This is a genomic window from Saccharomonospora piscinae, assembly GCF_005862235.1.
Taxonomy (GTDB): Bacteria; Actinomycetota; Actinomycetes; order Mycobacteriales; family Pseudonocardiaceae; genus Saccharomonospora; species Saccharomonospora piscinae.
The window spans coordinates 328,480-353,939 of the sequence record NZ_VCEK01000003.1 but is presented as its reverse complement, the minus strand read 5'-3'; the positions used below and the strand labels follow the sequence as shown (position 1 = coordinate 353,939).

Genomic DNA, 25,460 nt, shown 5'->3' with positions numbered 1-25,460 from the left:
CATGCTGCGGATCATCGGTGTCGACATCGGGACCTCGCTGACGAAGGCCGTCGTCTTCGACGGTGCCGGGGCGTCCGTCGCGCAGGCGTCCGCGCCGTCGCAGGTGCGGCACCTGCCCGGCGGCGCGGTGGAGCAGGACTTCGAACAGGTGCTCGGCACGGTGGCGGCCGTGGTGCGCGAGGTGGCCGCCCAGCTCGACGGCCCGGTGGACGCGCTGGCCCTCACGGGGCAGGGCGACGGTGTCTGGTTGCGGGATGCCGATGGCAGACTCGTGCGCCCGGCCATCTCCTGGCTGGACGGGCGGGCCAACGCCCTGTTGACGGAGTGGCAACGCACGGGCGTCAGCCGGGAGGTCTTCGCCCGCACCGGCTCCGGCCTGTTCCCCGGGTGTGCGGGCCCGATCCTGGCCCACCTCGACGAGCACGAACCCTGGTCGCTCGACCGGGCCGTGGTGGCCGGGTACTGCGTGGACGCGGTGCTCCAGCGGCTGACCGGCGAGATCACCGTGGACATCTCGGACGCCTCGCTGCCGTTCGTGGACCCGCGGACCCGGCGCTACGACGACGACGCGATCGCCGCGTGCGGACTCGGCCACCGCAAGGGGCTACTCGCCGAGCCGGCCAAGCCGCACACCGTGTTCCGCCTGGATCGCACCGGCGCCGACCTGCTCGGTCTGCCTGTCGGGTTGCCGGTCACGGGTGGCCCGTTCGACCTGCCCGCGTGCGCGATCGGCGCGGGAGTCCGGGAGCCCGGCGACGGCATCCTGACGGCGGGCACCACGCTCGCCTGCCAGGTGCTGACCACGCGGCCCGAGTTCGACCCGGCGGGGGAACCGGCGGGGATGGTGCTCTGCACCCCCGACGAGGACCGGTACCTGCGCGGGATGCCCGCGATGGTGGGCACGGCGGGACTCGACTGGGCGTGCCGCATGCTCGGTATCGAGGTCGAGACGATCGGCGAGCTGCTCGGTGCCAGCGCACCCGGCGCGAACGGGGTGCGGGCACTGCCTTTCCTGTCGAGCTCCGGTGAGCGGGCGCCGTTCGTGGACGCGGCAGCACGGGCGCAGTTCACCGGCCTCAGTCTGGAGAACTCCCGGGCCGACCTGGTGCGGGCGCTGTGCGAGTCGATCGCGTACGCGGCCCGGCACTGCTTCGAGTCGGCCGGGCTGACCGGGACGCTGTTCGCCAACGGCGGTGGAGTGCGCTCGGCGGAGTGGACCCAGATCTTCGCCGACGTGCTCGGCAGGCCCGTCGTGATCCCCGGCGACCCGGGCGTCGGTGCCCGCGGTGCGGTGCTCACGGCGGCCGAGGCGCTGTCCGAGCCGTTCGACGTGGACGTGTGGGCTTCCCACTCCCGCACCGTCGACTACCGGCCGCGCGTCGCCGAGGTCTACGAGCGCGGGTACGCCGAGTACCGCGACTCGCTCACCTCGGCCCGGGACCAGTGGAGCCGATAGATGCTGCTCGCCGAACACCGCGAGGCGGTGTGCGCCTACGCCCGCAGGATGACCGCCGACGGCCTCGTGGTGGGCACGTCCGGCAACCTCTCGGCGCGGGAGGGCGATCTCGTGGCCGTCACCCCCACGGGGGTCCCCTACGACGAGTTGCGCCCCGAGGACGTGCCTGTCCTGCGGCTCGACGGCACCCCCGTCGAGGGTGAGTTGCGCCCGACGAGCGAGCTGCCGATGCACCTCGCGATCTACCGCGAGGCCTCCGACCCCGACGGGGCGGACATCGGCGCGGTGGTACACACCCACTCCACGCACGCCGTCGCGGTGTCCACTGTGGTGGACGAGGTTCCGGCGGTGCACTACATGGTGGCCACCATCGGCCCCAGCGTCCGCGTCGCGCCCTACGCCACCTACGGCACCCAGGACCTCGCCGACGCCATGCTGACCGCGCTCGACGGACGCCGGGGCTGCGTACTCGGCAACCACGGCACCGTCACCTACGGCACCGGGCTGGAACAGGCGTATCACCGCGCGCAGCAACTCGAATGGGTGTGCCAGGTGTGGCTCGCGGCCCGGGGAGCGGGAACGCCCCGGGTGCTCCCGCGCGCCGAGATCGAGCACGTGGTGGACCGGCTGCGCGGCTACGGCCAGAAATAGCGCCTGCCCCGGCGGCCTGGCCTGCGGGACCACCGGTCGACGAGCGGGCCCATCGGGATCACCAGCAGCCAGGACAACTCGGCCACTCCCGGGTCGACGAACGCGAGCGGCAGCGACGGCACGAACCCGGCGAGGACCGCGAGGCCGCGCGCGAGGCCCCGCCGGATCTCCTCGGGATCGGTGTCCTCGTGCGTCAACGACTCGGCACCGCGCCGCAACCTCGCGCGCCCCACCGCCGCGTACCACCACAACGCGGTGGAACTCAGCCCCGCCAGAATGATCGTCGTCGCGTAGAGCACCACCGCGGCGGCGGTGTCGCCGTGCTCACCGAGCACCGCCGTGGGAAACGGCAGCAGGGCCACCCAGAACAGGAACAGCAGGCTCAGCCACACCAGCGTGCCGTCCACCCGGGTGATGCGCGCGAACACGCGGTGATGCACGCGCCAGTACCGACCGACGACCGCGAAACTCAGCGCGAACACCACGAACTGCGGGGCGAGCCCGAGCAGGTCCTGTGCCACCCGGTCCTCGTCGATGTCGGCCGTGGCCAACGGCAACGCCAGCAGGGTCAGCGCGATGGCGAACACCCCGTCGGACAGCGCGTTGATCCGCTCGACACCGCCGACCACCGCTCCGCGCGCCATCGCCCACCTCGGTCACCTGCCGAAACCCTGCGTCGAGTGTGGCATCGGGTGAGCGGTCTGACATGGCTGCGCGCACTTCGGTGTGCCACGGTGAAAAGGAGCCCGGTCCAGGGCTCCCGGACGAGGGGTGCCGTACCCGGAGCGCGACAAGACGGCCCGCGGGAGGCGTGCGATGTCGTGGTTCGTCCTGATCGTGTCCGGCGTCCTGGAAGCGGTGTGGGCCACCGCGCTGGGCCGCTCCGAGGGCCTCAGCAGGCTCGGGCCCTCCATCGTCTTCTTCACCGCGCTCGCCGCCAGCATGGCGGGTCTGGCGTATGCGATGCGGGAACTGCCCGTGGGCACCTCCTACGCGGTCTGGGTCGGTGTCGGCGCCGTGCTCACCGTGCTGTACGCGATGGCGACGGGGCAGGAACCGGTGTCCACGATGAAGGTCGTGTTCCTCGCGATGATCGTCGGCGGCGTGGTCGGGCTGAAGCTCGTGCACTGAGCGCGGGGCGACTCTACGATCGGTCCATGACTTTCTCGGTGCGCCCCGCCACATCGTTCGAGGACGTGGCCACCATGGTCGGCCCCAAGAAGAAGCCCGACGCCTCCGTGTGCTGGTGTCTGAGCCACCGGGTCGACGCGAAGACCAACCGGTCTCTGGTGGGGGCACAGCGCGGTGAGTACGTCAGGGCACTGACCGAACGTGAGGTCGCGCCGGGAGTGCTCGCCTACGACGGCGACGTGGTCGTGGGCTGGGCAGCGGTGGCACCGCGGGCGGAACTACCGTACGCGCGTTCCCGCACCATTCCCCACGTCGACGACCTGCCGGTCTGGTCGGTGTGGTGTTTCCTCGTCCGTCCCGGCCACCGCGGACGGGGCATCGCCCACGCGCTGCTGGACGGCGCCGTGACGTTCGCCCGCGACCACGGCGCGCCCGCCATCGAGGGCTACCCGGTCGACAACCAGGGGCGGAAGATGAACCTCACGATGGCCTACGTCGGCACACGAGCGCTGTTCGAGGGGGCCGGTTTCACGCTGGCCCGCGACACCACGTCGGTGGCCGGCGGTATCCCGCGCGTGATCATGCGACGAAAGCTGTGAGGCACGGATCACGCGTGGTGCGGCGGGCGGCGCCGGAGCTCAGGCGGTTCCGGGCCGGGCGCTGAGCAGGCAGAACCGACCCTTGTCGACACTGGTGCTGACACTCAGCGAGCCACCGGCCGCGACGAAGTCGGCACTGGCCATCCGGCCGCTAAACGACACGTTCCGCGCCGTGTACGGGCCGCCGGCGGCGACGGCATCGGCGAGCGGGTCGCCCAGCGACACGGGGCCGTTCTGACACTTCATCGCCTGGAGCGTGTCGAGATCACCCGAGTTCAGGGCGGCACCGATCTGCCCCAGATACCCGGAGGCGTCCTGGAAGTCCCGCCAACACCATCCGGTCTCCTGGTTCGCGAGAGTGCCCGTGGCCGTCACCTGACCGGTGATCTCGGGCTTGCCCAGCGCGGGCCCGCTCAGGGTCAGCACGGCGCTCGCCGTGCCGTCCCGTTCCGTCACCTCGACGTACGAGGGAGGCTGCGGCTCCCGGAGACCTTCCGCGAACTTCTTGAGGGGGTCGGTGGCGTCCTGGCACAGCAGCGGTGTCACCGCGCCCGGCTGACCGCTCTGCAGCGCGTCGCCGATGCGATCCCCCAGGTCCCGGGCCGTGCCGCCAGCGGCCAGGGGCCCGTCGGCACCCCCGGATTCGGAGTCATCGCCGAGGAGGAAGCCCGGCGCCACGAAGGCCGTGATCAGGAAGGCCACCAACGCCACGGAGGCGATACCGACGCCGATCCACAACCCGGCCTTGCCCCCGCCGGACGGTGGTGGGGGTCCGAAGCCCGCAGGCTGCCCGTACGGGCCGGGCGGGCCGGGGTACTGCCCGACGTTGCCGGGGACCGGTCCACCGGGGTACTGCCCATAGGGAGTGGGCCCAGGCTGGGGCGGGTAGGTCATCGAAGGTCCTCTACTCGAACGGCGATCACACTCGTCCGACACGCAACGACAGCGGCCGAACACCGGCCGTATTATGCCTGGATCGCAAGGCTCCCCGGGCCATAACCGGCGAGATCAGGACCGCGATCCAGCTCGGCGCCGCAACGACCGCGACCACGACATGGCGACGGAGAGAATGAGAAGGCAACCGCTCACGGCCTGAAGCAAGGACAACCACACAGGGTTGTCGCTCGTGATCGCCAGGTAAAATCCGGTGAACGCCACGAAGAAACCAAGAAGCAGCCCGGCGATGCGCGTCCTGGTGGTTCTCCAGGGACCTTGATTCATGCCGTCCGCCCCAGTCACTCGGAAATCCTACCGTCGGCACCCTTCGAGCAGGAGGCGAACGGTCAGCCGCGCGTCGTAGTCGGGATCAGCCCGCTCGGCACCCGCGCAGATGTCGCCGATCGCGCGAAGTAGTTGGTAGGCGGTGACATCAGCCGTGACCTCGCCTGCGGCACGGGCGGCGGCGAGGATGTCGGCGAGCACCGGCACAAGACGATCGAGGAACACCGCGTGCAGGGCGGCGAAGCCGTCGGGGTCGTCCCGCATCGCGGCGGCGAGACCGTGCTTGGTCACCAGGAAGTCCACGAAGCGGGTCACCCACTGACCCAGCGCGGCGAACGGTGACGTCGCCGTCGCGAGCAGGGCGGGCCCGGCTTCGGCGCACGAGTCGACCTGGTGCCGGTACACGGCCACGACGAGATCGGCACGTGTGGGGAAGTGCCGGTAGATCGTCCCCATGCCGACGCCGGCCTCGGCGGCGATCCGCCGTACCGGCGCGTCCACGCCGTCGGTGACGAACACCGACGCCGCGGCGTCGAGCAGCGCCTTCTCGTTCCGTCGGGCGTCCGCTCGCTTGGCCGGACTCGCGGCCGTCGGTAACGCCTCTTCGCCTGCACCCACCCGGCGCTCCTTTCCACGACGGTTGCCAAACGGAACACTGCTCCGTATAGTCGGAACCGTGCTCCGGTTAGGAGCTTACCAGCCGCCATCGAGAAAGAAGCTGTTCATGCCCACACCCAACGCCGCAGCCCCGAGCGCCGTTCCCGCCCTGAGCACCCCGATCACCAGCGTCAAGCCGGTGGTCCTGTCCGCACCGGAGCGCGGTGACGACATCCAGGTGCGCGTGTCGGCCCCCGCCTCCGGCACCGGTCTCCCACTGCTCGTCCTCGCCCACGGCTTCGGCAAGTCGATGTCGTCCTACGACCCGCTGGTCGATTTCTGGGCCGGCAACGGCTTCGCCGTCATCCAGCCCACGTTCCTGGACTCGCGCACCCTCGGCACCACCCCCGCCGACCCCCGGTTCCCGGACATCTGGCACACCCGGGTCCAGGACGTCGTCCGGGTACTCGACGAACTCGACCACGTCCTGGCCGCGGTCCCGGGGCTCGGTGACCGCGTCGACCGCGACCGCATCGCCGTCGCGGGGCACTCCTGGGGCGGGCAGACCGTCGGCATGCTGCTGGGTGCGCGCGTCGTCGGCGCGGACGGAAAGCCCGGACCGGACCGGACCGACCCCCGGGTCAAAGCCGGTGTGCTCCTCGCGACGACCGGCATCGGTGGCGACGACCTGACACCGTTCGCCCAGGAGAACCTCTCCTTCATGAGCCCCGACTTCAACGGCCTGACGACGCCGACCCTCGTCGTCGCAGGTGACAACGACCAGTCGGCGCTGTCGACTCGGGGCCCCGACTGGTTCACCGACGTCTACCGGTACAGCCCCGGCGCCCGCAGCCTGCTCACCCTGTTCGGCGCCGAGCACATGCTCGGCGGAATCCACGCCTACAACGCCGCCGACACCACCGACGAGAGCCCGGAGCGGGTCGCGTTGGTTCGGCTGGCCTGCTGGGCCTACCTCCGCAGTGCCCTCGGGATAGACGACGTCGCATGGAAGCAGGTGCAGACCGAACTCGCCGAAACCGCCGACCCGATCGGGCGTATCGAGAACAAGTAAGCCCACTGCCGAGCCATCGTGTGGAAGTTGCCGCCGACCAGCACCGTTGGTGCCCCCGACGGGACTCGAACCCGCACTGCGTCGATTTTAAGTCGACCGCCTCTGCCGATTGGGCTACGGGGGCACGGCTAGCTTAAGCCCCCGTCCCACTACGAGCGCGACGCCCGGTCGAACTCTTCCTTCGGGTTGTTGATCTGGCCCAGCGACACGGTCTCGCGGCGGAACAGTCCCCCGAGCACCCAGTCCAGCATGATGCGCACCTTGCGGTTGAAGGTCGGCATCGCCTTGACGTGGTAGGCGCGGTGGAACAGCCACGCGGGAAAGCCCTTGATCTTCAGCTTCATGGCGTCGGCCACGCCCTTGTGCAGGCCGAGGCCGGCGACCGCGCCGAGGTTCTTGTGGAAGTAGTCGCTCGGCGTGCCGCCCCGCAGCACGGTGATGATGTTCTTGGCCAGGTGGCGGGCCTGGCGCACCGCGTGCTGGGCGTTGGGCGGGCACGTCGCGGTGGGGTCGCCCTCGGTGCGCGACAGGTCGGGCACCGAGGCGATGTCACCCGCGGTCCAGACCTCGGGGTGGCCCACGACCTGCAGTGCGGCGGTGGCCTGCAGCCTGCCGCGCTTGTCGCGGGGCAGGTCGGACTCCGCCAGCACGGGATTGGCCTTCACACCCGCGGTCCAGATGATGGTGTCGCTGTCGAACTCGGTGCCGTCGGAGAGCACGACGTGGCCGTCTTCGAACGACTTCGCCGCCGTCGAGAGATACACCTCGATGCCGCGCTTCTCCAGCTGCTCGGCGGTCCAGACGCCGAGCGTCTCGCGGACCTCGGGCAGGATCCGGCCCGCGGCCTCCACGAGCACCCAGCGGATGTCCTCCGGCTGGATGTTCTCGTAGTAGCGCGTGGCGTCGCGGGTCATGTCCTCCAGTTCGGCGAGCGCCTCGATACCGGCGAAACCGCCGCCCACCACGGTGAACGTGAGCAGTCGCTTGCGCAGCTCGGGATCGAGCGTGCTGGCGGCCTCGTCGAGCTTCGTCAGCACGTGGTTGCGCAGGTAGATGGCCTCACCGATCGTCTTGAAGGCGATGCCCTGCTCGGCGAGTCCCGGGATCGGCAGCAGTCGCGCGACCGAGCCGAGGGCCACCACGAGCACGTCGTAGTGCAGCTGCTCAATGTGGCCGTCCGGCGCCTCCACGGTCACCGTCTTGCTCTCGTTCTCGATGGAGGTGACGCGCGCGGTCAGGACGTGGCAGCGTCGGAGCACCCGGCGCAGCGGCACCACCACGTGGCGCGGCTCGATGGACCCGGCCGCCGCCTCCGGGAGGAACGGCTGGTAGGTCATGTGCGGCTGCGGGTCGACGACGGTCACGGATGCCTCGTTGGCCCGCAGCTTCTTCTGCAGCCCGAGGGCTGTGTACAGGCCGACGTACCCGCCACCGAGGATCAGGATCCGCGTCGGTTCCGACTTGACTGCCATGCGTCCATGGTGGCACTCGAAACCCTCCGATGTTAGGTACCCCTGCCCGGCTGTGACCAGCGTCGCCACGCTACCCAAACGATTCAGTTGGCCCCGGTGGGCGACGTCACGGCCGGGACTGTCAGACCCGGCTGATACACCCGTGGTATGGCTTTGGCAGACCGCGAGTTCCCGGACCCGCCGTACTACGCGGTGATCTTCGTGTCGCACCGCACAGACGACGACCACGGCTACGCCGCGACGGCGGAGCGGATGGTGCAACTGGCCGCCGAACAACCGGGGTTCCTGGGCGTCGACTCCGCCCGCGACCCCGCCGAGTCCGGTGGCCTCGGCATCACGGTCTCATACTGGCGCGACGAGCGTGCCATCGAAGCGTGGCGCCGCCACGCCGAGCACACGCTGGCCCGCGAGACGGGCCGCGAGCGCTGGTATGAAGAGTTCGACGTCCACGTCACCCGCGTCACCCGCCGGTACGGGTTCCGCCGCCCCTCAGGGCAGTCCGGCCAGTGAGGCCGCCTCGGACAGCACCGAGCGCAGCATCGCGGGAGTGAGCGTGCCGGTGAAGGTGTTCTGCTGCGACACGTGGTAGCAGCCCAGCAGGTGCAGCGGCGTCGGCCCCTGCAGCGTGACACGCACGTCGTGCCCGAACTTCGGCTTCGGCCTCGGGATCGTCCACCCCGCGTCGGCCAGCACGGGAAGCAGCGCCTGCCAGCCGAACGCGCCGAGCACGAGCACCACTTTGAGCGTGGGACGCAGCAGAGCGAGCTCGTCGGCCAACCAGTGCCGGCACGTGTCCCGCTCGCCGGGCGTCGGCTTGTTCGCGGGCGGGGCGCAGTGGACGGGCGCGGTGATGCGCGTGCCCCGCAGCGTCAGCCCGTCGTCGCGGTGAGTGGCCGTGGGCTGCGACGCCAGCCCCACGTCGTACAGCGCCTGGTAGAGCACGTCGCCGGAGCGGTCGCCGGTGAACATGCGGCCCGTCCGGTTCGCGCCGTGCGCGGCGGGCGCGAGCCCGACGATGGCGAGCGACGCGTCGTCGGGCCCGAACCCGGGCACGGGCCGCCCCCAGTAGGTCTGGTCGGCGAACGCGGCTCGTTTCGTGCGCGCCACCTCTTCCCGCCACTGGACGAGCCGGGGGCACGCACGGCACTCGCTGACGGCCGCGTCGAGCTGGGCCAGGGACTTCCACGAGGCACTCACCGCCCCATTGTGCCGTGGCCTAAATTGAGCGCATGCCAGCAGAGAACACCGAGGACAAGGCCGAGCAGAACTCCCCCAAGGACACGGAACCGCGCGACGACCTCGTGACCACGCACCACACGCTGTCGGCGGGTGGCCGCGAACTCGCCTACACCGCCAGTACCGGCCGCATCGTGCTGCGCAAGGAGGTGCTGACCGACGGCGCGTTCGAGGGCCACAAGCCCAAGGCCGAGGTGTTCGTCACCACCTACACCCTCGACGGGGCCGACCCCGGCTCGCGGCCGGTGACCTTCGCGTTCAACGGCGGGCCGGGATCGTCGAGCATCTGGTTGCACCTCGGCGTGCTGGGGCCGCGCCGGGCGGTGTCCGGTGACGTGGACGCGCCCGAGCCGCCGCCCTACCGGCTGGAGGACAACCCCGAGACGCTGCTGACGCACAGCGACCTGGTGTTCATCGACCCCGTCTCCACGGGCTACTCCCGCGCGGTCGCAGGCGAGAAGCCGAAGGAGTACCACGGCTTCACTCCCGACGTGGAGGCCGTCGGCGAGGTCATCCGGCTGTGGACGTCCCGCAACGGGCGGTGGCTGTCGCCGAAGTTCGTGGCGGGCGAGTCGTACGGCACGCTGCGCGCCGCCGCGCTGGCGTCGCACCTGCAGGACCGGCACGGCCTGTACCTGAACGGGCTGTTGCTGATCTCCTCGGTGCTCGACATGGGCACCATCAGGTTCACCGAGGGCAACGACCTTCCGTACTCGCTGTTCGTGCCGACGTACGCGGCCATCGCGCACTACCACGGCAAGCACGGCGACCGGCCGTTCGACGAGGTGCTGGCCGAGGCCGAGGAGTTCGCGTCCCGCGACCTTCCGTGGGCCCTGCGGCGCGGCTCGCGGTTGTCGGCCGACGAACGCGCCGACGTCGTGGCACGGCTGGCGCGGCTCACCGGCCTTTCGGAATCCTATGTGGATCGGGTGAACCTGCGGATCGAGCACGTCCGGTTCTTCACCGAACTGCTCCGGGACCGGGGACTGACCACCGGGCGCATGGACGGCCGGTTCACCACGTGGGAGCCCGACGGCGGCCGGGAGCAGATGAGCGACGACGCCTCGATCTCCCGCATCATCGGCGCGTACTCGGCGACGTTCAACCACTACGTGCGCGGCGAACTCGGCTACGCCAACGACCTGCCGTACGAGATCCTGTCGCTCGACGTCAACCGGGCGTGGTCCTACTCGGACTTCGAGGGCAGGCCCGTGTCCGTGGTGGACGACCTCAGCGCCGCCATGCGCGCCAACCCGCACCTGCGGGTCCACGTCGCGCTCGGCTACTACGACGGCGCGACCCCGCACTACGCGGCGGAACACGTGCTCGCCCAGCTGCAAATCCCCGAGGAACTGCGGTCCAACGTGGACACCGCCTACTACCCGGCGGGGCACATGATGTATGTCCACGACGAGTCCCGCGTGCGGCAGGCACGCGACCTGGCGGAGTTCGTGCTGAACAGCTCGAACCGGTAGCGGGTCACGGTCACGCTCGGCGGGGTGGCCTCGCCTCGCCGAGCGTGACCGCCGTGTCTGCCGGAACTGCGGACACGGCTACGCAACCTGCGGACACGGCTACGCAGACTGCGGACACGGCTACGCAGGTTGCGGACACGGGTGTCAGGCCAGGGACAGGGCGATGCCGTCCAGGATGTCGTGTTCGCTCACCACGAGGTCGGCAGGGCCACCGCGCTGGGCGATCTGCTCCGCCAGGACCCGCACGATCAGCCCGCCGCCGCCGATGACGTCCACCCGGCCCGGATGGATCACCGGATTCTCGGCGCGCGCGGCGTGGTCGGCCGCGAGCAGGTCACCGACCACCGACTCGATCCGGTCCGGCGACAGGGTGGACAGGTGGGTGCGCTGCGAGTCGTACTCGGGCAGGCGCTGCGCCACCGCCGACAGCGTGGTGACCGTTCCGGCCACGCCGATCCACCGCCCGGCCTTGGCGACGTCCACGGCGTCGAAGGCGGGCGCCAGCGTGCGCACGACCAGCGCCTCCGCCTCGGCGATCTCGTCGGGCGTCGGCGGATCGGAACGCAGGGTGCGCTCGGTCAGCCGCACACACCCGATGTCGACCGAACGCGCGGCCCACACGTCCGCTGCGCTGCCGTCCCAGGCGCCGAGCACGAGCTCGGTCGAGCCGCCCCCGACGTCCACGACCAGAAACGGTCCGTCGTCGGGATCCTGCTCCCCCACCGCGCCGGCGAACGACAGCCTGGCCTCCTCGTCGCCGCTGATGACCTCGGCCTCCGTGCCGAGCAGCTCCCGCGTCATGGCGAAGAACTCGTCGCGGTTGCTCGCGTCCCGGGTGGCCGAGGTCGCCACCATGCGCAGCCGCTCGACGCCCTTGCGCCGCGCCGCCACCGCGTACGCCTTCAGCGCCTCCCTGGTGCGCTCCAGCGCCTCCGGCGCCAGCCTGCCCGTCGCGTCGACGCCCTGACCGAGACGTACGACGCGCATCTCGCGGTGCAGATCGCGCAGGTCGACGCTGCCGTCGTGCCGGTGCGTGACCTCGGCGACGAGCAGGCGAATCGAGTTGGTTCCGCAGTCGATGGCAGCTACCCGTGGCATGCCGCCAACCCTAGCCCTCGCCCCGCTCCTTGGTGGCCGAGGTCGCGGTCGCCGAGGCATGGTCGTCCTCGTCGTCCTCGCCGTCCTCCGGCGACTCGTCGTCCTCACACGGTGGGTCCGTGGGATCGGTCGTGCCGTCGGGGGACTCTCCATCGACCGTGGAGGTCTGCGTCGGCTCCGTCGTGGTCGACTCCGGCGAGGTGGTCGCCTCGGTCGACTCGGCCGAGGTCACGTCCCCACCCTCGGTGTCACACTCCTCCGGCGCCTCGCCCTCGCCGGGCGGCGGCTCCTCCTCGGACGGGTCCTCGGGCTCCTCCGGCTCGTCGGGCTCCTCGGGCTCTTCCGGGTCCTCCGGCTCTTCGGGTTCTTCCGGGTCCTCGGGCTCTTCCGGCTGCTCCGGGTCCGTCGGCTCTTCCGGGTCTCCGGGCTCTTCCGGGTCCTCCGGCTGCTCCGGGTTCTCGGGGTCCTTGGGGTTCTCGGGGTCCTCCGGCTGCTCCGGGTCCTCGGGGTCCTTCGGGTTCTCGGGGTCCTTCGGGTTCTCGGGATCCTTCGGGTCCTCGGGTCGCGGCGTCTCCGTCGCGGGCGGGACCGGCGCGGGGCCGCCGGACGGGAGCTGCGCACCCGAGACGTCGCGGCCCGTGCTGGGTGCCTCCGCCAGGAGCGTCTCCGGCACGGCCGAGGGCAGGTCGCTGTCGGGCAACGTCAGCACACCGCTGCGGTAGGCCTTCGCCCAGCGGATGACGGTGTCGACGTAGGCCCACGAGTTGTTGTAGCGGTAGATCGCCGTGCGCAGCTGCTGGGTGTCCGACAGGTCGAAGCCGCCCGAGCACAGGTACCGCCCGGCCGCCAGCGTGGCGTCGTAGATGTTGTTGGGGTCCTTCACGCCGTCGCCGTTGCCGTCGGCGGCGTAACGTCGCCAGGTGGCCGGGATGAACTGCATCGGTCCGACGGCCCGGTCCCAGCGCGTGTCGCCGTCGTGCCTGCCCCCGTCGGTGTCGGCGATGGCGGCGACGTTGCCCTGACCGTCGAGCACCGGGCCGAGAATGCGCTCCGTGGTGTCGCCGTTCTCGTGGACGTATCCGCCGCGGGCGTGGTTGGACTCGATGCGCCCGACACTCGCGAGCAGCGCCCAGTCGATGTTGCAGCCGGGGTAGTCGGCCAACATGCGATCGGCCGCGCGCCGGTAGGCGTCGAGCGCGGAGGCCGGAATGCCGAGTGATCCCGTCGCGGGCGGCTTCTCCTCGTAGACCCGCAGTTCCTCCGGCGTGGGCGCGTCGGGCAGGCTGCCGTCCACCGAGACCGGGTCGAACGCGGGCGGGCGACCGCCGACCAGCGGCGCGGCCGTCGTGTGTTCCTGCGGCTCGTGGCCGCCCCAGCGCACCGTGGCGTCGCTGACCGCGATCACCGGCAGGATGGCCAGCGAACCACCGAGGAAGGCGATCGTGGTTTTGCGCCGGAGACCGGACTTCGCGGACGTGGCCGCTCCGTCACCCTCTTCAGCACGCACGCTCGCACCCTCCCACCGATGATCACGCGGATGTCACGGCACAGCCTGCCTGAACCCTCTCGTCGTTTCACCCCCTCGGAGGGAATCAAACGCGGATTACGCCGATCGGGCTAAGCCGATCGCATGCATTCACCCATTGGCCAGCCTTCGGCGCGCAGCCAGCGGAGCGTCTCGTCACCGAAAGGGTTCACACCATCACCACACGCGAGAGTGTGGGCGAGATGGACGTGCAGGCACTTCACCCTCGTCGGCATCCCACCCGCCGTGACCTGGTGCCCCAGCGGCTCGATGGCGTCGCGTTGGGCGAGGTACGACTCGTGCGCACGCCGGTAGGCGGTGGCGAGGTCGTCGTCCTCGTCGAGCCGGGCCGTCATCTCGCGCATGACGCCGGACGCCTCCAGCGTGCCCACCATCGAGCACAGTGTCGGGCAGGTGAGGTAGTACAGCGTGGGAAACGGCGTGCCGTTCTCCAGCCGGGGGCTGGTCTGCACCACGGCGGGGTGGCCGCTGGGGCAGCGGGCCGCCACTGCCCGCAACCCGCGCGGCGGCCTGCCCAGCTGGCGCGCGATGACCTCGCGATCGGTGTCGGTCACCGGCTCGAACTCAATGGGACTCACTCCTCCGTCACGCTGTTCCACAGCTTCTCGTACCAGGCACCCGGCTCGATGGCCGGTCGCCGCTCGTGCTCGCCGCCCGCCGCGCCGGTGTCGGGAAACTGCACCATGTACGGCGTCTCGCCCGGCATCACGTACCGCAGCCTGCGCCGCGCCTCGGCCTCCACCTGGGCGGGGTCACGCAGCAGGTCCCGGCGGCGTTCCAGCTGGTCCACCTCGGTCTCCAGCTCGGTGAGCTGGCGCTCCTGCTCGGCGACGTCGGCGCGTTGCGAGAAGTAGGTGCGCAGCGGGACGGCGATCGTGAACGCCAGCGCACACACCACGATCGCCACCAGCGCGGCCCGCCGCGTGGTGGACAGCCCGAGGGCCTTCGCGGCGTCGGCGACGCGGCCGGCGCCGAGCCGCCTCAGGCGGGCGACCCGGCGCTCTCTGCGCACACGGCGGGGACGGCGGGGGACGGAGCGTCCCGCCTTGCCCCCGCCGCGTCTGCTTCGCGACCTCCCCCGCTCGGCCACCGGTTCAGCCCTCCGGGTTGAACCTCGGGAAGGCCAGCTCGCCCGCGTACCGGGCGGCGTCGGCGAGGGTCTCCTCGATCCGCAGCAGCTGGTTGTACTTCGCGACCCGCTCGCTGCGCGCCGGAGCGCCGGTCTTGATCTGGCCGACACCGGTGGCCACGGCGAGGTCGGCGATGGTGGTGTCCTCGGTCTCGCCCGAGCGGTGACTCATCATCGACTTGTAGCCGCACGAGGTCGCGAGTGACACGGCGTCCAGCGTCTCGGACAGGGTGCCGATCTGGTTCACCTTCACCAGCAGCGCGTTGGCCGCGCCCCGGCCGATGCCGTCCTCGAGGCGGTCCGGGTTGGTGACGAACAGGTCGTCGCCGACGAGCTGCGTCCGCTGCCCGACCTCCGACGTCAGCCGCACCCAGCCGTCCCAGTCGTCCTCCGAGAGCGGGTCCTCGATCGACACGAGCGGGTAGGCGTCGAGCAGCTCGGTGTAGTACTCGGCCATCCCCTCCGCGGTGCGGCTGCCGCCCTCGAAGGCGTAGGCGCCGTCGGAGAAGAACTCCGTGGCCGCCACGTCCAGTGCCAGGGCGATGTCCTGGCCCGGCCGGTAACCGGCCTTCTCGATGGCGGTGAGGATGAGGTCGAGCGCCGCACGGTTGTTCGGCAGGCTGGGCGCGAACCCGCCCTCGTCGCCGAGACCGGTGGCGAGGCCCTTGCTCTTCAGCACCGACTTCAGCGCATGGTAGGTCTCGGTGCCCCAGCGCAGCGCCTCGCGGAACGACTCGGCTCCGATGGGAGCGATCATGAACTCCTGGATGTCCACGTCAGTGTCGGCATGGGCACCGCCGTTGAGGATGTTCATCATCGGCACCGGCAGCACGTGGGCGTTCGGGCCCCCGAGGTAGCGGAACAGCTCCAGTTCCGCGGAATCGGCCGCGGCCTTGGCCACCGCCAGCGACACACCGAGGATCGCGTTCGCGCCGAGCCTGCTCTTGTCCGGGGTTCCGTCGAGGTCGAGCAGTTTCTGGTCGACGACGCGCTGCTCGACGGCCTCAACGCCCACGAGCCCGGGGCCGATCTCGTCCAGCACCCCGGCGACCGCCCGCTCGACACCCTTGCCGTTGTAGCGGCCGGTATCGCCGTCGCGCAGCTCCACGGCCTCGTGCTCACCCGTCGACGCACCCGAAGGCACGGCCGCCCTGGCCAGCGTGCCGTCGTCGAGGGCGACCTCGACCTCGACCGTGGGGTTGCCGCGCGAGTCCAGGATCTCCCGCGCGCCTACCTGCTCGATAACCGCCACACTCAGCTCCTCATCCGGTTCTCGCCACACTGCATGGCCTGTCGCGGACACACCGCGCCGTCCCGGCGCGCCGACGTGTGTCAGCCTAGCCGCAGCCGGCACCACTCCGAGTGAGGCCGGGCGGCCCGGCGGCGTGCCGGGCCGCGCCCGCTCTCAGTCCCCGGACTCGCGTGCGGAGCGTTCACCGTCGGCCGCAGTGCCGTCCTCGCCGTCGGCCGTCCTGCTCACCGCACCGTTGTCGTCGGCGCGGATCTCCTGCCAGCCCACCGGCAGATCGACGACGTCGGAGACGTGCTGCCAGAAGGTCCAGCTGTTCCCGCCGACGTCCTGCACCGTGAACAGCCGGGCGCCGTACGGCTGGTCCTGCGGCGTGGTGAGCTCCACCGACTCACCGACCGCGTCGCGTACCCGCTCGTACTGGCTGTCGACGTCGTCGACGTACACGACGTTGAGCTGGCCGACGGGCCCGTCGACGCCCTTGGCCTCCCAGTAGGTGGAGTCGACGGCGGTCACCTGGACCTCCGATCCTCCCGCGAGCAGCGTGGCCTGGAACACCTCACCTGCGGCGTCGACGTAGCGCACCTTCTCCCGGAAGCCGAACACCCGCGTCAGCCACTCCACGGCCTCGGTGGCGTCGGTGTAGTACAGGTACGGCGCGATGCCGAGATACCTCGGGACTTCGTCGCTCATGACGTGCAAGTTCACCACATCAGCGGTTGCCCGCGCTCACTCCCCCGCACCTTCGGCGCGGCAGTTGTCGCCCTCGGGCATCGGGTTGGCCGGATCGAAGTACTCGGGCGGCCGGGTGGGGTCGGGCATGCCGAGTGGCGCGGCCTCGACGTACTGGGGTGCGAGCCAGCCCTTCTCGACGAGCGGCGTGCAGGCCATCGAGTACGTCAACGACTCGCCACCACCGTAGGACACCCCGCGGTCCTCCGGGTACCAGGTCTGCCCCGTGCGCACGGCGTACTCCTCGTCGACACGCAGCGCCGACACGATGTCCAGCGGGGTTTCCACCTCGCCGTCCTCGGGTCCGGCGAACGCGTAGGCGACCGTGTAGTTCGCGAGCACCCGCAGCTCGCCGGGCTGCTCACCCGGTTCGGCCGTCAGCGTGCCCTTCGTTCTGGGCCCCACCGGCGACAGCGAGACCGACGGGTCGATCCTGGTGGCGAGCTCGATGGGCCAGACCGGTGCCGAGAGCTGCTCTTCGGCCCACTCGGCCGTCGCGGGGGCAAGCAGCGATAGCAGCCCGTCGAGGTCGCCGTCCTCCAGCACGGCACGGTCGATCCGCGACGCCACCAGCACGGCACTCACCTCCCGGTAGGCGTCGGCGACCTCCTCGGCCGAAAAGTCACCCACGGCGGTGGCCTCGGGAACGGCGATGCCGGCCGATCCCTCGTCCCAGCCCTGCGCGGGCGTCCTCTCGAACGGCCTGGCTGGGTCGACCTCGTGCCCCGGTGCGTCGGCGTGGGTGCCCGGCGGCTCCGGTTCGCGCTGCCCGGCGATGAAGAAGATCCCGCCCGCGGCCAGCAGGCAGGCGACCCCGGCCGCCGTCCACGCCTTCGCATGGGGCCGCGGCCTGCGCGCACGGCGCGCGGCACCCGTCAGCGTGTCGCGCAGGCGCAGGCCGCGCGCCTGCCGGACGGCCCTGCGGTCGACGCGGGCCCATTCCGGGTCACGCAGTTCCGGGTGATCGAACTCGTCGGGGGACACAACACTCCAATCGGGTGAAAGCAACACCTGAGCATCGGAGGGCCGGGTCCGGTTGTCAGCGGCCGCAACCCGATCACAACCATTTCGATATGTCGCGCCTCGGCACCGGTCCCGAAGGCGGGTACCGTCAGTCAGCGATGGGTGAGGACACCGGGTCGCCGCAGCCGCCGGGCGAGACGTCCGGGCCCGCGCTGCACGCGGCGTTCCGCCAGGCGGAGGACCTCGTGCGACGCCGTCCGCTGGACGCGCTCAAGGCGCTGGAGCCGTTGCTCGACTCCGAGCCCGACGCGACGAGTGTTCAACTGCTGGCGGGACGCGCGTACTTCCACTCGGCGCAACTCCACCGCGCCGAGCACGCGCTCAACCGGGTGGTGGCACGGGATCCCACGGACCACTACGCGCGGTTCGTGCTGGGCCGAACGCTGCAACGGCTCGGGAGATTCGCCGAGGCGCTGGCCCAGTTGCGGATGGCCACCGCCATGCGGCCACTGCCCGAGTACCAGGACGCACTGGGCCAGGTCGCGGCGCGAGTGGCGCTGAGGGAGGACTGACGGGCTTAGAGCCCCTAACACATTGGTCTGTTCGGCTCGCGACGCCCAGGCGGCGCCTCGCGGCGTTGGAGGATCGCCCACGTACTTCCAGTACGCGGACGCCCCTCCGCCTTGCGAGCCTGGGCCCCCGCCGGGGACGCTCGCCACCCCGGTAGGGGACCGCCTGGCCACCGCTCCCTGATCGAACGCCAATGTGTTAGGGGCTCTTAAGCGCCCCAATGTGTCAGGGGCCTCTAGCCCCCGGGCCAGCAGGCGCGCCAGCCGTCCGGATCGAGCCTGGCGGGATCGAGGCCCCGCTGCCGGGCGGTGCGCTCGGCGGCTCGGACCCGGTTCGCGAAGTCCTTCGCCGTCGCCCGCAGCGCGCCCTCCGGATCGATGCCGGCCCTGCGGGCCACGGCGGCGAGCCGGAACATCCGGCCGCCCTCGTCGTCGGGCGCGGGGAACAGATCCGGCGGCACGCCGTGGCGTCCGGTGCGCTGCCCCAGCTTTCCCGCCAGCGCCGCGGCGGGCTGGCCGAGCGGTACGCCGTCCACCATCGAATCCCGCCGCTTCTCGGCCTGCTTGAGCTGCTCCCAGCGTTGCTGCTGGTGTTCGGGCGTATGGACGGCCTCGCCGCCCTCGAACACGTGCGGGTGCCTGCTCACGAGCTTGCCGACCAGCTCGTCGGCGACCTCGTCGATGTCGAACGGGTCGGTGTCGTGCTCGGCGGCCACCCGCGCGTGGAACAGCACCTGGAGCAGCACGTCGCCCAGCTCCTCGCGAACGGCGGCGCGGTCGCCGTCCTCCAGCGCGTCGAGCAGTTCGTAGGTCTCCTCGACGAGGTAGGTCAGCAACGACTCGTGCGTCTGCGCGGCGTCCCACGGGCAGCCGCCCGGGGAACGCAGCCGGTCCATCACCTCGGCCGCGCGCACCAACGGCGGTACCGGCGTGGCGAGGACCTGGGCTCCCGCTCGGGCGAGCGCCTCGGCGCCCGGATCGTGTGCCGCCGTCGCCACCAGCACGACGCCGGACTGCTGTGCCAGGCCCTCCGGCCCGGGCGCGGGCTTGGCGCCCAGCGCCGCCCTCGTGGCCTCGGGAACGTCGTCGGCGGCGTAGACGGCCTGCGCCGAGGCCAGCACCGGCCACGCCGCGACGGGAAGCACCTCCGGCAGCGCCGCCGACACCAGCACCACCGCGGACGCGGGCGGCTCGGCCGGATACGACGTCATGGGGCTACCGTACGGGATTCCCACTGGTAGCCGGTGACCTCTTCCTCGCTGGGCGCGGGGGCCATGCCCGCCTCGTCCCACACGCCGTAGCGCGGGTTCAACCGCACCCCGAGTTCGTCGGCGATGGGCTGCAACTGCCGCAGCCCCACCCAGTACAGCAGGCGGGGATCGACGGGCTCGCCCTCGGCGTTCTCGCCGCCACCGGAACGCAGGGAGCGCTGTTCGACCAGCGCGACCAGCCAGCCCGGCTGCTGCTGGCTCGGCTGGATGACGACCACGGTGCCCTCCTCGGCCCCGAACACGGCGCTGATGGCCAGTTCCGGGTCCTGGGTGAGCGCGTCGGAAAGGCTGATCCGCTGGTCGACGAGCTGGTGGCCACCGTCGCGAACGATCTCCCGTGCCCGCTGCGGGTCAGCCGCGATGCTGCGGCCCAGTTCCCGCGCGGTCTCGGAGTCGGTGGCCTCGACGCTCGACTCGGTGATCATCGCGCCGACGAAGTGGACCGACAGCCGGTCCTGGTACCGCGCGCCCAGCTCCTCCAGCATGAGCTGGTCGCGGGCGACCTCGCGCACGCGGGACGGCTCGACGGCGATGTTCTTCGCCGCCTCGGTCACGCCCCCGCTCGCGTCGATCAGCGAGTCGACCTCGGTCTCGTCGACGGTCAACCGCTCGCGGCGCTCGGCGACGGTCAGCAGTTCGTGTACCACCCTGCTGCGCAGGATCTCACTGCTCACCTGGTCGACACGACGTTGCTCCTGCGCCTGCTGGGCCTGGGGCGCGTTGTCGAGCAGCCACTGGATCTCGTCCTGGACGTCGTCGAGCGCGATCACGTCGTCACCGATAACGGCGGCGGCGTTGGTCGTGCTCGGGCCGGAACCGCAGGCGGTGAGAGCGAACGAGGCCGCCAGGGCCACGGCGAGTCCGGCACGACGACGGGAGGGGCGGGCGATGGTCCGAATCACAGCGCGTACCTTCTCACACCCACCACGTCGCCCCGCAAGACCACGCCCGTCACGCGCCCACCGCCGACGGTTCGCGCGTCAGCGAGCGGATCAACTGGGCACACCAGTCGAGCAAGGCGTCGTCGCGCAGCGGCGGTGCGCCGATGCGCCCTCCCGCGGGCCCCTCCGTGGGTTTCGGGACGGACACCGTGTGGGTCACCGCCTTGAACACGGCCTTCGGGTAGAGGCGCTTCAACCGCACCTGCTGCGAGTCGCCCAGTTTCAGCGGCGCGAACCGGATGTTGTTGCCCTGCACCGACACCTCGGTCACCCCCGCGTCCCGGCACGCCTGCCGGAACGCGGCCACCGCGAGCAGTCGTTCCACCGGCGCGGGCACCCGCCCGTAGCGGTCGACGAGTTCGTCGCGCACGGCGGCCAGCCCGTCGGCGTCCGGCGCCGCGGCGATCTTGCGGTAGGCCTCCAGCCGCAGTCGCTCGCCCGGCACGTAGTCGTGCGGGATGTGCGCGTCCACCGGCAGATCCACCCGTACCTCGGTCGGCGCGGTGTCCTCGTCCTCGACCCCACCGGCACCGGCGTCGCGCCGGAAGGCGTCCACAGCCTCGCCGACCAGCCGCACGTAGAGGTCGAACCCGACGCCCGCGATGTGCCCCGACTGCTCGGCCCCGAGAATGTTGCCCGCCCCGCGAATCTCCAGGTCCTTCATCGCGACGGCCATTCCCGCGCCCAGCTCGGTGTTCTGGGCGATGGTGGCCAGCCGGTCGTGCGCGGTCTCGGTGAGCGGCTTCTCCGGCGGGTACAGGAAGTAGGCGTACCCGCGCTCGCGACCCCGGCCCACCCGGCCGCGCAGCTGGTGCAGCTGGGCCAGCCCCAGCATGTCGCCGCGCTCCACGATCAGGGTGTTGGCGTTGGAGATGTCGAGGCCGGTCTCCACGATCGTCGTGCAGACGAGCACGTCGAACTCGCGGTCCCAGAACCCCTGGATGATCTGTTCGAGCCGGTGCTCGTTCATCTGCCCGTGCGCGGTGACCACGCGGGCCTCCGGCACCAGCTCCCGCAGCCGCCGCGCGGCCTTCTCAATGGACGACACGCGGTTGTGTACGAAGAAGACCTGGCCGTCGCGCAGCAGTTCCCTGCGGATCGCCGCCGCGACCTGCTTGTCGTCGTAGGCCCCGACGTAGGTCAGGATCGGGTGCCGGTCCTCGGGCGGAGTGAGGATGGTCGACATCTCCCGGATGCCCGCCATGCTCATCTCCAGCGTCCGGGGAATCGGCGTCGCCGACATGGTGAGCACGTCGACGTGTGTCCGCAGCGCCTTGATGTGCTCCTTGTGCTCGACGCCGAACCGCTGCTCCTCGTCGACGATCACCAGCCCGAGGTCCTTGTACCGCAGCCCCGACTGCAACAGCCGGTGGGTGCCGATCACGATGTCGACCTCGCCGTCGGCGATGCCGCCCACGACCTGCTCGGCCTCGTGCGGGTCGGTGAACCGCGACAGCCCCTTCACGTTGACGGGGAACGAGCGCATCCGTTCGGCGAACGTCGTCAGGTGCTGTTGCGCCAGCAGCGTCGTCGGCACCAGCACCACGACCTGCTTGCCGTCCTGCACCGCCTTGAACGCGGCGCGGACGGCGATCTCGGTCTTGCCGTAGCCGACGTCACCGCAGATGACGCGGTCCATCGGCACGCCGCGTTCCATGTCGCTCTTGACCTCGTCGATCGCGGCGAGCTGGTCGGTGGTCTCGACGAACGGGAACGCGTCCTCCAGTTCCCGCTGCCACGGCGAGTCCGCCCCGAACGGGTGCCCCGGAGCGGCCTGGCGCGCCGCGTACAGCTGCACCAGCTCGGCGGCGATCTCCTTGACCGCCTTGCGCGCCTTGGCCTTGGTGTTCTTCCAGTCCGAGCCGCCCAGCTTGTTCAGCGTGGGCAGCTCGCCACCCACGTAGCGGGACACCTCGTCGAACTGGTCAGTCGGCACGAACAGCCGGTCACCGGGGTGGCCGCGTTTGGACGGCGCGTACTCGATCACCAGGTACTCGCGCGTGGCGCCGCCGACCGTGCGCCGGGACATCTCCACGAACCGGCCGATGCCGTGCTGGTCGTGCACGACGTAGTCGCCGGGCCGCAGCGCGATCGGGTCCACCGCGCCCCGCCGCCTCGACGGCATCTTCGTGCCGATGTCCACGCGCGCCCGCCCCGCACCGGCGCCCCGGCCGGTGATGTCGGCCTCGCTGAGCACGACGAGTGCGCTGCCGGGCACGACGAATCCGTCGGTGATCCCACCGCACGTCACCGTCACGACGCCGGGTTTGAGCTCGCCGGTCAGTCCGTCTGCGGCCAGATTCGCGGGGACCTCCGAGCCGGACAGCTGCTCGACGGCCCGCTTCGCCGTACCCGCACCCGCGACCACCACGACGGCCGCCCCACCCGTCGCCGTGTGGGCCCGCAGGTCGGTGCTCACCCGCTCCAGCTCGCCCCGGTAGGCGGGTGCCGCCTCGACCGTCACGTGGAGTGCGTCGGCCTCGCTGGTGAGCTGCGACAAGGTCCACCAGCGCCGGTCCGTCGCGGTGGCGTGGGAACGCACCTCGTCGAGACCGCGATAGGCGGACGCACCGAGATCGATGGGCGCGTTACCGCCGTCGGCGGCGGTCAGCCACGACGCCTCCAGAAACTCCTGCCCCGTCCGCACCAGGTCGGCCGCCCGGGCACGCATCTTCTCGGGGTCGGCCAGCACCACGTGCGTGCCCTCGGGCATCGCGTCGGTGAGCAGCTGCAACTCCCCCTCGCACAGCACGGGGATCAGCGCCTCCATGCCCTCGCAGGGGATGCCGTCCGCGAGCTTGGTCAGCATCTCGGACAGCTGCTCGTCGGCGGCGTGTGTGCGCGCCAGCTCGCCGGCCCGGTCCTTGACCTGGGCAGTGAGCAGCAGTTCCCGGCACGGCGGCGCGACGATTCCGGGGACCTCGCCGGGCAGCGACCGCTGGTCGGCCACGGCGAACGCGCGGATCTCGCTCACCTCGTCGCCCCAGAACTCCACGCGGTGGGGATGCTCCGCCGTCGGACCGAAAACGTCCAGAATGCCGCCGCGCACGGCGAACTCACCGCGCTTCTCGACCATGTCCACGCGGGTGTAGGCGAGTTCGACGAGCCGGTCGAGCACGCCCTCGAACTCGCTTTCCTCCCCGACTCGCAGCTCGACCGGGTGCAGCTCGCCCAGGCCCGGCGCCATCGGCTGGATGAGGCTGCGCACGGTGGCGACCACCACCCGCAGCCCACCACGGTCCGGCCGAGCCAGCCGCCGCAGCACCTCCAGCCTCGTGCCGACCGTGTCGGCCCTGGGAGACAGCCGCTCGTGCGGCAGGGTCTCCCACGAAGGGAAGTCGGCGACCGCGTCGTGGCCGAGCAGGCTGCCCAGCGCGGCGGTCAGCTCCTCGGCCTGCCTGCCCGTGGGCGTCACGGCGAGAACGGGGCGCGCCGCACCCTGCTCGGCGGCGAGGGCGGCGACCACGAGTTGGTGGGTGGCGGTGGGCCCGTCCAGATCCAGCAGCGGCGCGTCCACCCGGTCGACGACCCCGCGCAGAGCGGAATCGGACAGCACGGCGGACAGCAGCCCGGACAGCGACCCGGACGAACTGGTGGGCGAATCGGTCACGGACGTGTACTTCCCCTCGACATGAAACTGGATACTGGCCAGGAGGGTGGATTGGCGACAGCTTGTCGTCCTTCCAGGGTACGGGCCGGTTCGAGCGGCGACCGAACCTGCACCGGGGCACACTGGGGCCCATGCGCGCGCCAGCACCCGCGATCAAGGCCCTGCTCCTGTTCACCGTGCTCACCGTGTCCACCTCGGTTCTCGCGGGCTGCGGCACGGAGACCGAGAGCGACGCCTCCGGTGCGCCCGCCACCAGCACGGTGACGCCGGACGGGATGACTCTGCGGCTGGAGCGCGTCGCGGAAGGACTAACCCATCCGTGGGACGTCGGAGTGCTTCCCGACGGCGCGCTGTTGATCTCGGAACGGCCGGGCAGGCTGGTGCTCGCCGACCGCACCGGAGGCGCTGTCCAGGAGGTGTCGGCCGACCTGTCATCCGTCCACGCCGAGGGCGAGGGCGGACTGCTCGGGCTGGTCGTGCATCCCGACTTCGCCTCGTCGCGACTGTTCACCACCTGCCAGAACCACCAACGAGACGGCGAGGCCGTCGACGTGCGGCTGGTGACCTGGCGGCTGTCGGAGGACCGGCGCAGCGCCGAGCGCGTGCGGAACCTGCTGACGGGGCTGCCGGTCAACGAGAGCGGGCGCCACTCCGGGTGCAGGCCCACCCTCGCCGCCGACGGCAGCCTGCTGGTCGGCACCGGGGACACCGCGGCCGACCCCACCATTCCGCAGGACCGGGGCAGTCTGGGAGGCAAGGTGCTGCGGATCGACCTCCGCACGGGTGAGGGCCTCGGCGACAACCCGTTCGCCGACTCGCGCGACGCGGACGAGCGGCGCGTCTACAGCTACGGCCACCGCAACGTGCAGGGAGTGGCCGTCCGGCCCGGCACCGGGCAGGTCTATGCCTCGGAACACGGCCCCACCGGGTTCGACGAGGTGAACCGCATCCGCCCTGGCGGCAACTACGGGTGGGACCCGTCCCGGGGCGGCTCGACCGACGAGTACGACGAGGACGTCCCGATGACCGATCTGCAGCGGTTCCCCGACGCCGTCCCGCCGCTGTGGACGTCGGGCGCGTCCAGTACGGAGGCGCCCTCGGGTGCGGCGTTCGTGTCGGGCGCGCGGTGGGAATCCCTCAATGGCGCGCTGGCGGTGGTGGCGCTGCGGGGGCAGAAGATGTTGCTCTTCCGGCTGGACGATGCGGGCGGCGACGTGACCGAGGTGATCCTGCCTCCGGAGTTCGACGACCGGTTCGGCCGCCTGCGCGGCGTCCGCTCGGCAGGCGGAGAACTGTACGTCACCACGTCGGGCGGCACCGACGACGCCGTCTTCCGCGTGACCCCGCAGCTCCCGTAGCCGTGTCCGCAGCTCCCGTAGCCGTGTCCGCAGCTCCCGTAGCCGTGTCCGCAGCTCCCGTAGCCGTGTCCGCAGCTCCCGTAG

24 protein-coding genes, 1 tRNA gene and 1 riboswitch are annotated in these 25,460 nt (G+C 71.3%); of the genes, 9 read left to right on the top strand and 16 right to left on the bottom strand.

Features of this window, described 5'->3' with window-relative positions; genetic code table 11:
• Position 1: 1 nt before the first annotated feature.
• Positions 2 to 1,456 (top strand): FGGY-family carbohydrate kinase, encoded by a 1,455-nt coding sequence (locus tag FFT09_RS12800; RefSeq protein WP_138382837.1) that lies wholly within the window; start codon positions 2 to 4, stop codon positions 1,454 to 1,456.
• Complete coding sequence (locus FFT09_RS12795) at positions 1,457 to 2,107, top strand: class II aldolase/adducin family protein (protein ID WP_138382836.1); 651 nt, start codon at positions 1,457 to 1,459, stop codon at positions 2,105 to 2,107. It begins immediately after the preceding gene.
• Here FFT09_RS12795 and FFT09_RS12790 read toward each other — a convergent pair.
• The gene (locus tag FFT09_RS12790; RefSeq protein ID WP_138382835.1) at positions 2,092 to 2,751 is read right to left on the bottom strand and encodes a TMEM175 family protein; all 660 of its coding nucleotides are present in this window, start codon (positions 2,749 to 2,751) and stop codon (positions 2,092 to 2,094) included. The two genes, FFT09_RS12795 and FFT09_RS12790, sit on opposite strands and share 16 nt — an antisense overlap.
• Before the next feature lie 95 nt (positions 2,752 to 2,846).
• Positions 2,847 to 2,912: riboswitch (guanidine-III (ykkC-III) riboswitch) on the top strand.
• A gap of 11 nt (positions 2,913 to 2,923) precedes the next feature.
• Here FFT09_RS12790 and FFT09_RS12785 point away from each other — a divergent pair.
• Together FFT09_RS12785 and FFT09_RS12780 are read left to right on the top strand one after the other, a co-directional pair.
• Complete coding sequence (locus FFT09_RS12785) at positions 2,924 to 3,238, top strand: DMT family transporter (protein ID WP_138382834.1); 315 nt, start codon at positions 2,924 to 2,926, stop codon at positions 3,236 to 3,238.
• A 26-nt stretch (positions 3,239 to 3,264) separates the two neighbouring features.
• A complete protein-coding gene (locus tag FFT09_RS12780; RefSeq protein ID WP_138382833.1) occupies positions 3,265 to 3,837 on the top strand; it encodes a GNAT family N-acetyltransferase in 573 nt (190 codons plus the stop codon).
• 39 nt (positions 3,838 to 3,876) lie between these two features.
• Here the strand turns inward: FFT09_RS12780 and FFT09_RS12775 are convergent, their stop codons facing one another.
• Positions 3,877 to 4,731 (bottom strand): hypothetical protein, encoded by an 855-nt coding sequence (locus tag FFT09_RS12775; RefSeq protein ID WP_138382832.1) that lies wholly within the window; start codon positions 4,729 to 4,731, stop codon positions 3,877 to 3,879.
• A 354-nt stretch (positions 4,732 to 5,085) separates the two neighbouring features.
• Positions 5,086 to 5,676 (bottom strand): TetR/AcrR family transcriptional regulator, encoded by a 591-nt coding sequence (locus tag FFT09_RS12765; RefSeq protein WP_138382831.1) that lies wholly within the window; start codon positions 5,674 to 5,676, stop codon positions 5,086 to 5,088.
• A gap of 106 nt (positions 5,677 to 5,782) precedes the next feature.
• Between FFT09_RS12765 and FFT09_RS12760 the strand changes: the two genes are divergently transcribed.
• Positions 5,783 to 6,727 (top strand): alpha/beta hydrolase family protein, encoded by a 945-nt coding sequence (locus tag FFT09_RS12760; protein WP_138382830.1) that lies wholly within the window; start codon positions 5,783 to 5,785, stop codon positions 6,725 to 6,727.
• A 47-nt stretch (positions 6,728 to 6,774) separates the two neighbouring features.
• Here the strand turns inward: FFT09_RS12760 and FFT09_RS12755 are convergent.
• Both FFT09_RS12755 and FFT09_RS12750 read right to left on the bottom strand, forming a co-directional pair.
• Positions 6,775 to 6,851, bottom strand: a tRNA-Leu gene (locus tag FFT09_RS12755).
• A gap of 25 nt (positions 6,852 to 6,876) precedes the next feature.
• Positions 6,877 to 8,199 carry an NAD(P)/FAD-dependent oxidoreductase gene (locus tag FFT09_RS12750; RefSeq protein ID WP_081191563.1) on the bottom strand — a complete coding sequence of 441 codons (1,323 nt, stop codon included), beginning with the start codon at positions 8,197 to 8,199 and terminating at the stop codon, positions 6,877 to 6,879.
• 147 nt (positions 8,200 to 8,346) lie between these two features.
• Between FFT09_RS12750 and FFT09_RS12745 the strand changes: the two genes are divergently transcribed.
• Positions 8,347 to 8,709, top strand: coding sequence for an antibiotic biosynthesis monooxygenase family protein (locus FFT09_RS12745; RefSeq protein ID WP_138382829.1), 363 nt, complete (start codon positions 8,347 to 8,349; stop codon positions 8,707 to 8,709).
• Here the strand turns inward: FFT09_RS12745 and FFT09_RS12740 are convergent.
• On the bottom strand, positions 8,689 to 9,396 hold the full coding sequence (locus tag FFT09_RS12740; RefSeq protein ID WP_081191565.1) for a uracil-DNA glycosylase: 708 nt from the start codon (positions 9,394 to 9,396) through the stop codon (positions 8,689 to 8,691). The genes FFT09_RS12745 and FFT09_RS12740 overlap by 21 nt on opposite strands.
• Before the next feature lie 32 nt (positions 9,397 to 9,428).
• Here FFT09_RS12740 and FFT09_RS12735 point away from each other — a divergent pair, with 32 nt between their 5' ends.
• Positions 9,429 to 10,910, top strand: coding sequence for a S10 family peptidase (locus FFT09_RS12735; RefSeq protein ID WP_138382828.1), 1,482 nt, complete (start codon positions 9,429 to 9,431; stop codon positions 10,908 to 10,910).
• Positions 10,911 to 11,054: 144 nt separating this feature from the next.
• Here FFT09_RS12735 and FFT09_RS12730 read toward each other — a convergent pair whose 3' ends face one another.
• The 7 genes from FFT09_RS12730 to FFT09_RS12700 form a co-directional block, all read right to left on the bottom strand.
• A complete protein-coding gene (locus tag FFT09_RS12730; RefSeq protein ID WP_138382827.1) occupies positions 11,055 to 12,008 on the bottom strand; it encodes a Ppx/GppA phosphatase family protein in 954 nt (317 codons plus the stop codon).
• 10 nt (positions 12,009 to 12,018) lie between these two features.
• The gene (locus tag FFT09_RS12725; RefSeq protein WP_138382826.1) at positions 12,019 to 13,515 is read right to left on the bottom strand and encodes a lytic transglycosylase domain-containing protein; all 1,497 of its coding nucleotides are present in this window, start codon (positions 13,513 to 13,515) and stop codon (positions 12,019 to 12,021) included.
• A 110-nt stretch (positions 13,516 to 13,625) separates the two neighbouring features.
• A complete protein-coding gene (locus tag FFT09_RS12720) occupies positions 13,626 to 14,132 on the bottom strand; it encodes a DUF501 domain-containing protein (protein WP_244231346.1) in 507 nt (168 codons plus the stop codon).
• Positions 14,129 to 14,644: an FtsB family cell division protein gene (locus FFT09_RS12715; protein WP_024875011.1), complete on the bottom strand. Its 516-nt coding sequence runs from the start codon at positions 14,642 to 14,644 to the stop codon at positions 14,129 to 14,131. Before FFT09_RS12715 ends, FFT09_RS12720 begins: the two co-directional genes overlap by 4 nt.
• Positions 14,645 to 14,648: 4 nt before the next feature.
• Complete coding sequence (gene eno, locus FFT09_RS12710) at positions 14,649 to 15,935, bottom strand: phosphopyruvate hydratase (protein WP_081191570.1); 1,287 nt, start codon at positions 15,933 to 15,935, stop codon at positions 14,649 to 14,651.
• A gap of 153 nt (positions 15,936 to 16,088) precedes the next feature.
• On the bottom strand, positions 16,089 to 16,625 hold the full coding sequence (locus tag FFT09_RS12705) for a VOC family protein (RefSeq protein WP_081192313.1): 537 nt from the start codon (positions 16,623 to 16,625) through the stop codon (positions 16,089 to 16,091).
• A gap of 36 nt (positions 16,626 to 16,661) precedes the next feature.
• Positions 16,662 to 17,648, bottom strand: coding sequence for a hypothetical protein (locus FFT09_RS12700; RefSeq protein ID WP_138382825.1), 987 nt, complete (start codon positions 17,646 to 17,648; stop codon positions 16,662 to 16,664).
• 137 nt (positions 17,649 to 17,785) lie between these two features.
• Here FFT09_RS12700 and FFT09_RS12695 point away from each other — a divergent pair, with 137 nt between their 5' ends.
• Complete coding sequence (locus FFT09_RS12695) at positions 17,786 to 18,199, top strand: tetratricopeptide repeat protein (RefSeq protein ID WP_024875015.1); 414 nt, start codon at positions 17,786 to 17,788, stop codon at positions 18,197 to 18,199.
• 233 nt (positions 18,200 to 18,432) lie between these two features.
• Here FFT09_RS12695 and FFT09_RS12690 read toward each other — a convergent pair whose 3' ends face one another.
• The 3 genes from FFT09_RS12690 to mfd are packed head-to-tail and all read right to left on the bottom strand — an operon-like array spanning position 18,433 to position 24,018.
• Positions 18,433 to 19,407 (bottom strand): nucleoside triphosphate pyrophosphohydrolase, encoded by a 975-nt coding sequence (locus FFT09_RS12690; protein WP_138382824.1) that lies wholly within the window; start codon positions 19,405 to 19,407, stop codon positions 18,433 to 18,435.
• Positions 19,404 to 20,369, bottom strand: a complete 966-nt coding sequence (locus FFT09_RS12685) for a SurA N-terminal domain-containing protein (protein WP_138382823.1) — start codon at positions 20,367 to 20,369, stop codon at positions 19,404 to 19,406. The genes FFT09_RS12690 and FFT09_RS12685 overlap by 4 nt, the downstream gene beginning before the upstream one ends.
• Positions 20,370 to 20,418: 49 nt before the next feature.
• On the bottom strand, positions 20,419 to 24,018 hold the full coding sequence (gene mfd / locus FFT09_RS12680) for a transcription-repair coupling factor (RefSeq protein ID WP_081191574.1): 3,600 nt from the start codon (positions 24,016 to 24,018) through the stop codon (positions 20,419 to 20,421).
• Positions 24,019 to 24,149: 131 nt separating this feature from the next.
• Here mfd and FFT09_RS12675 point away from each other — a divergent pair, with 131 nt between their 5' ends.
• Positions 24,150 to 25,376 carry a PQQ-dependent sugar dehydrogenase gene (locus tag FFT09_RS12675; protein WP_176218255.1) on the top strand — a complete coding sequence of 409 codons (1,227 nt, stop codon included), beginning with the start codon at positions 24,150 to 24,152 and terminating at the stop codon, positions 25,374 to 25,376.
• Positions 25,377 to 25,460: the final 84 nt, after the last annotated feature.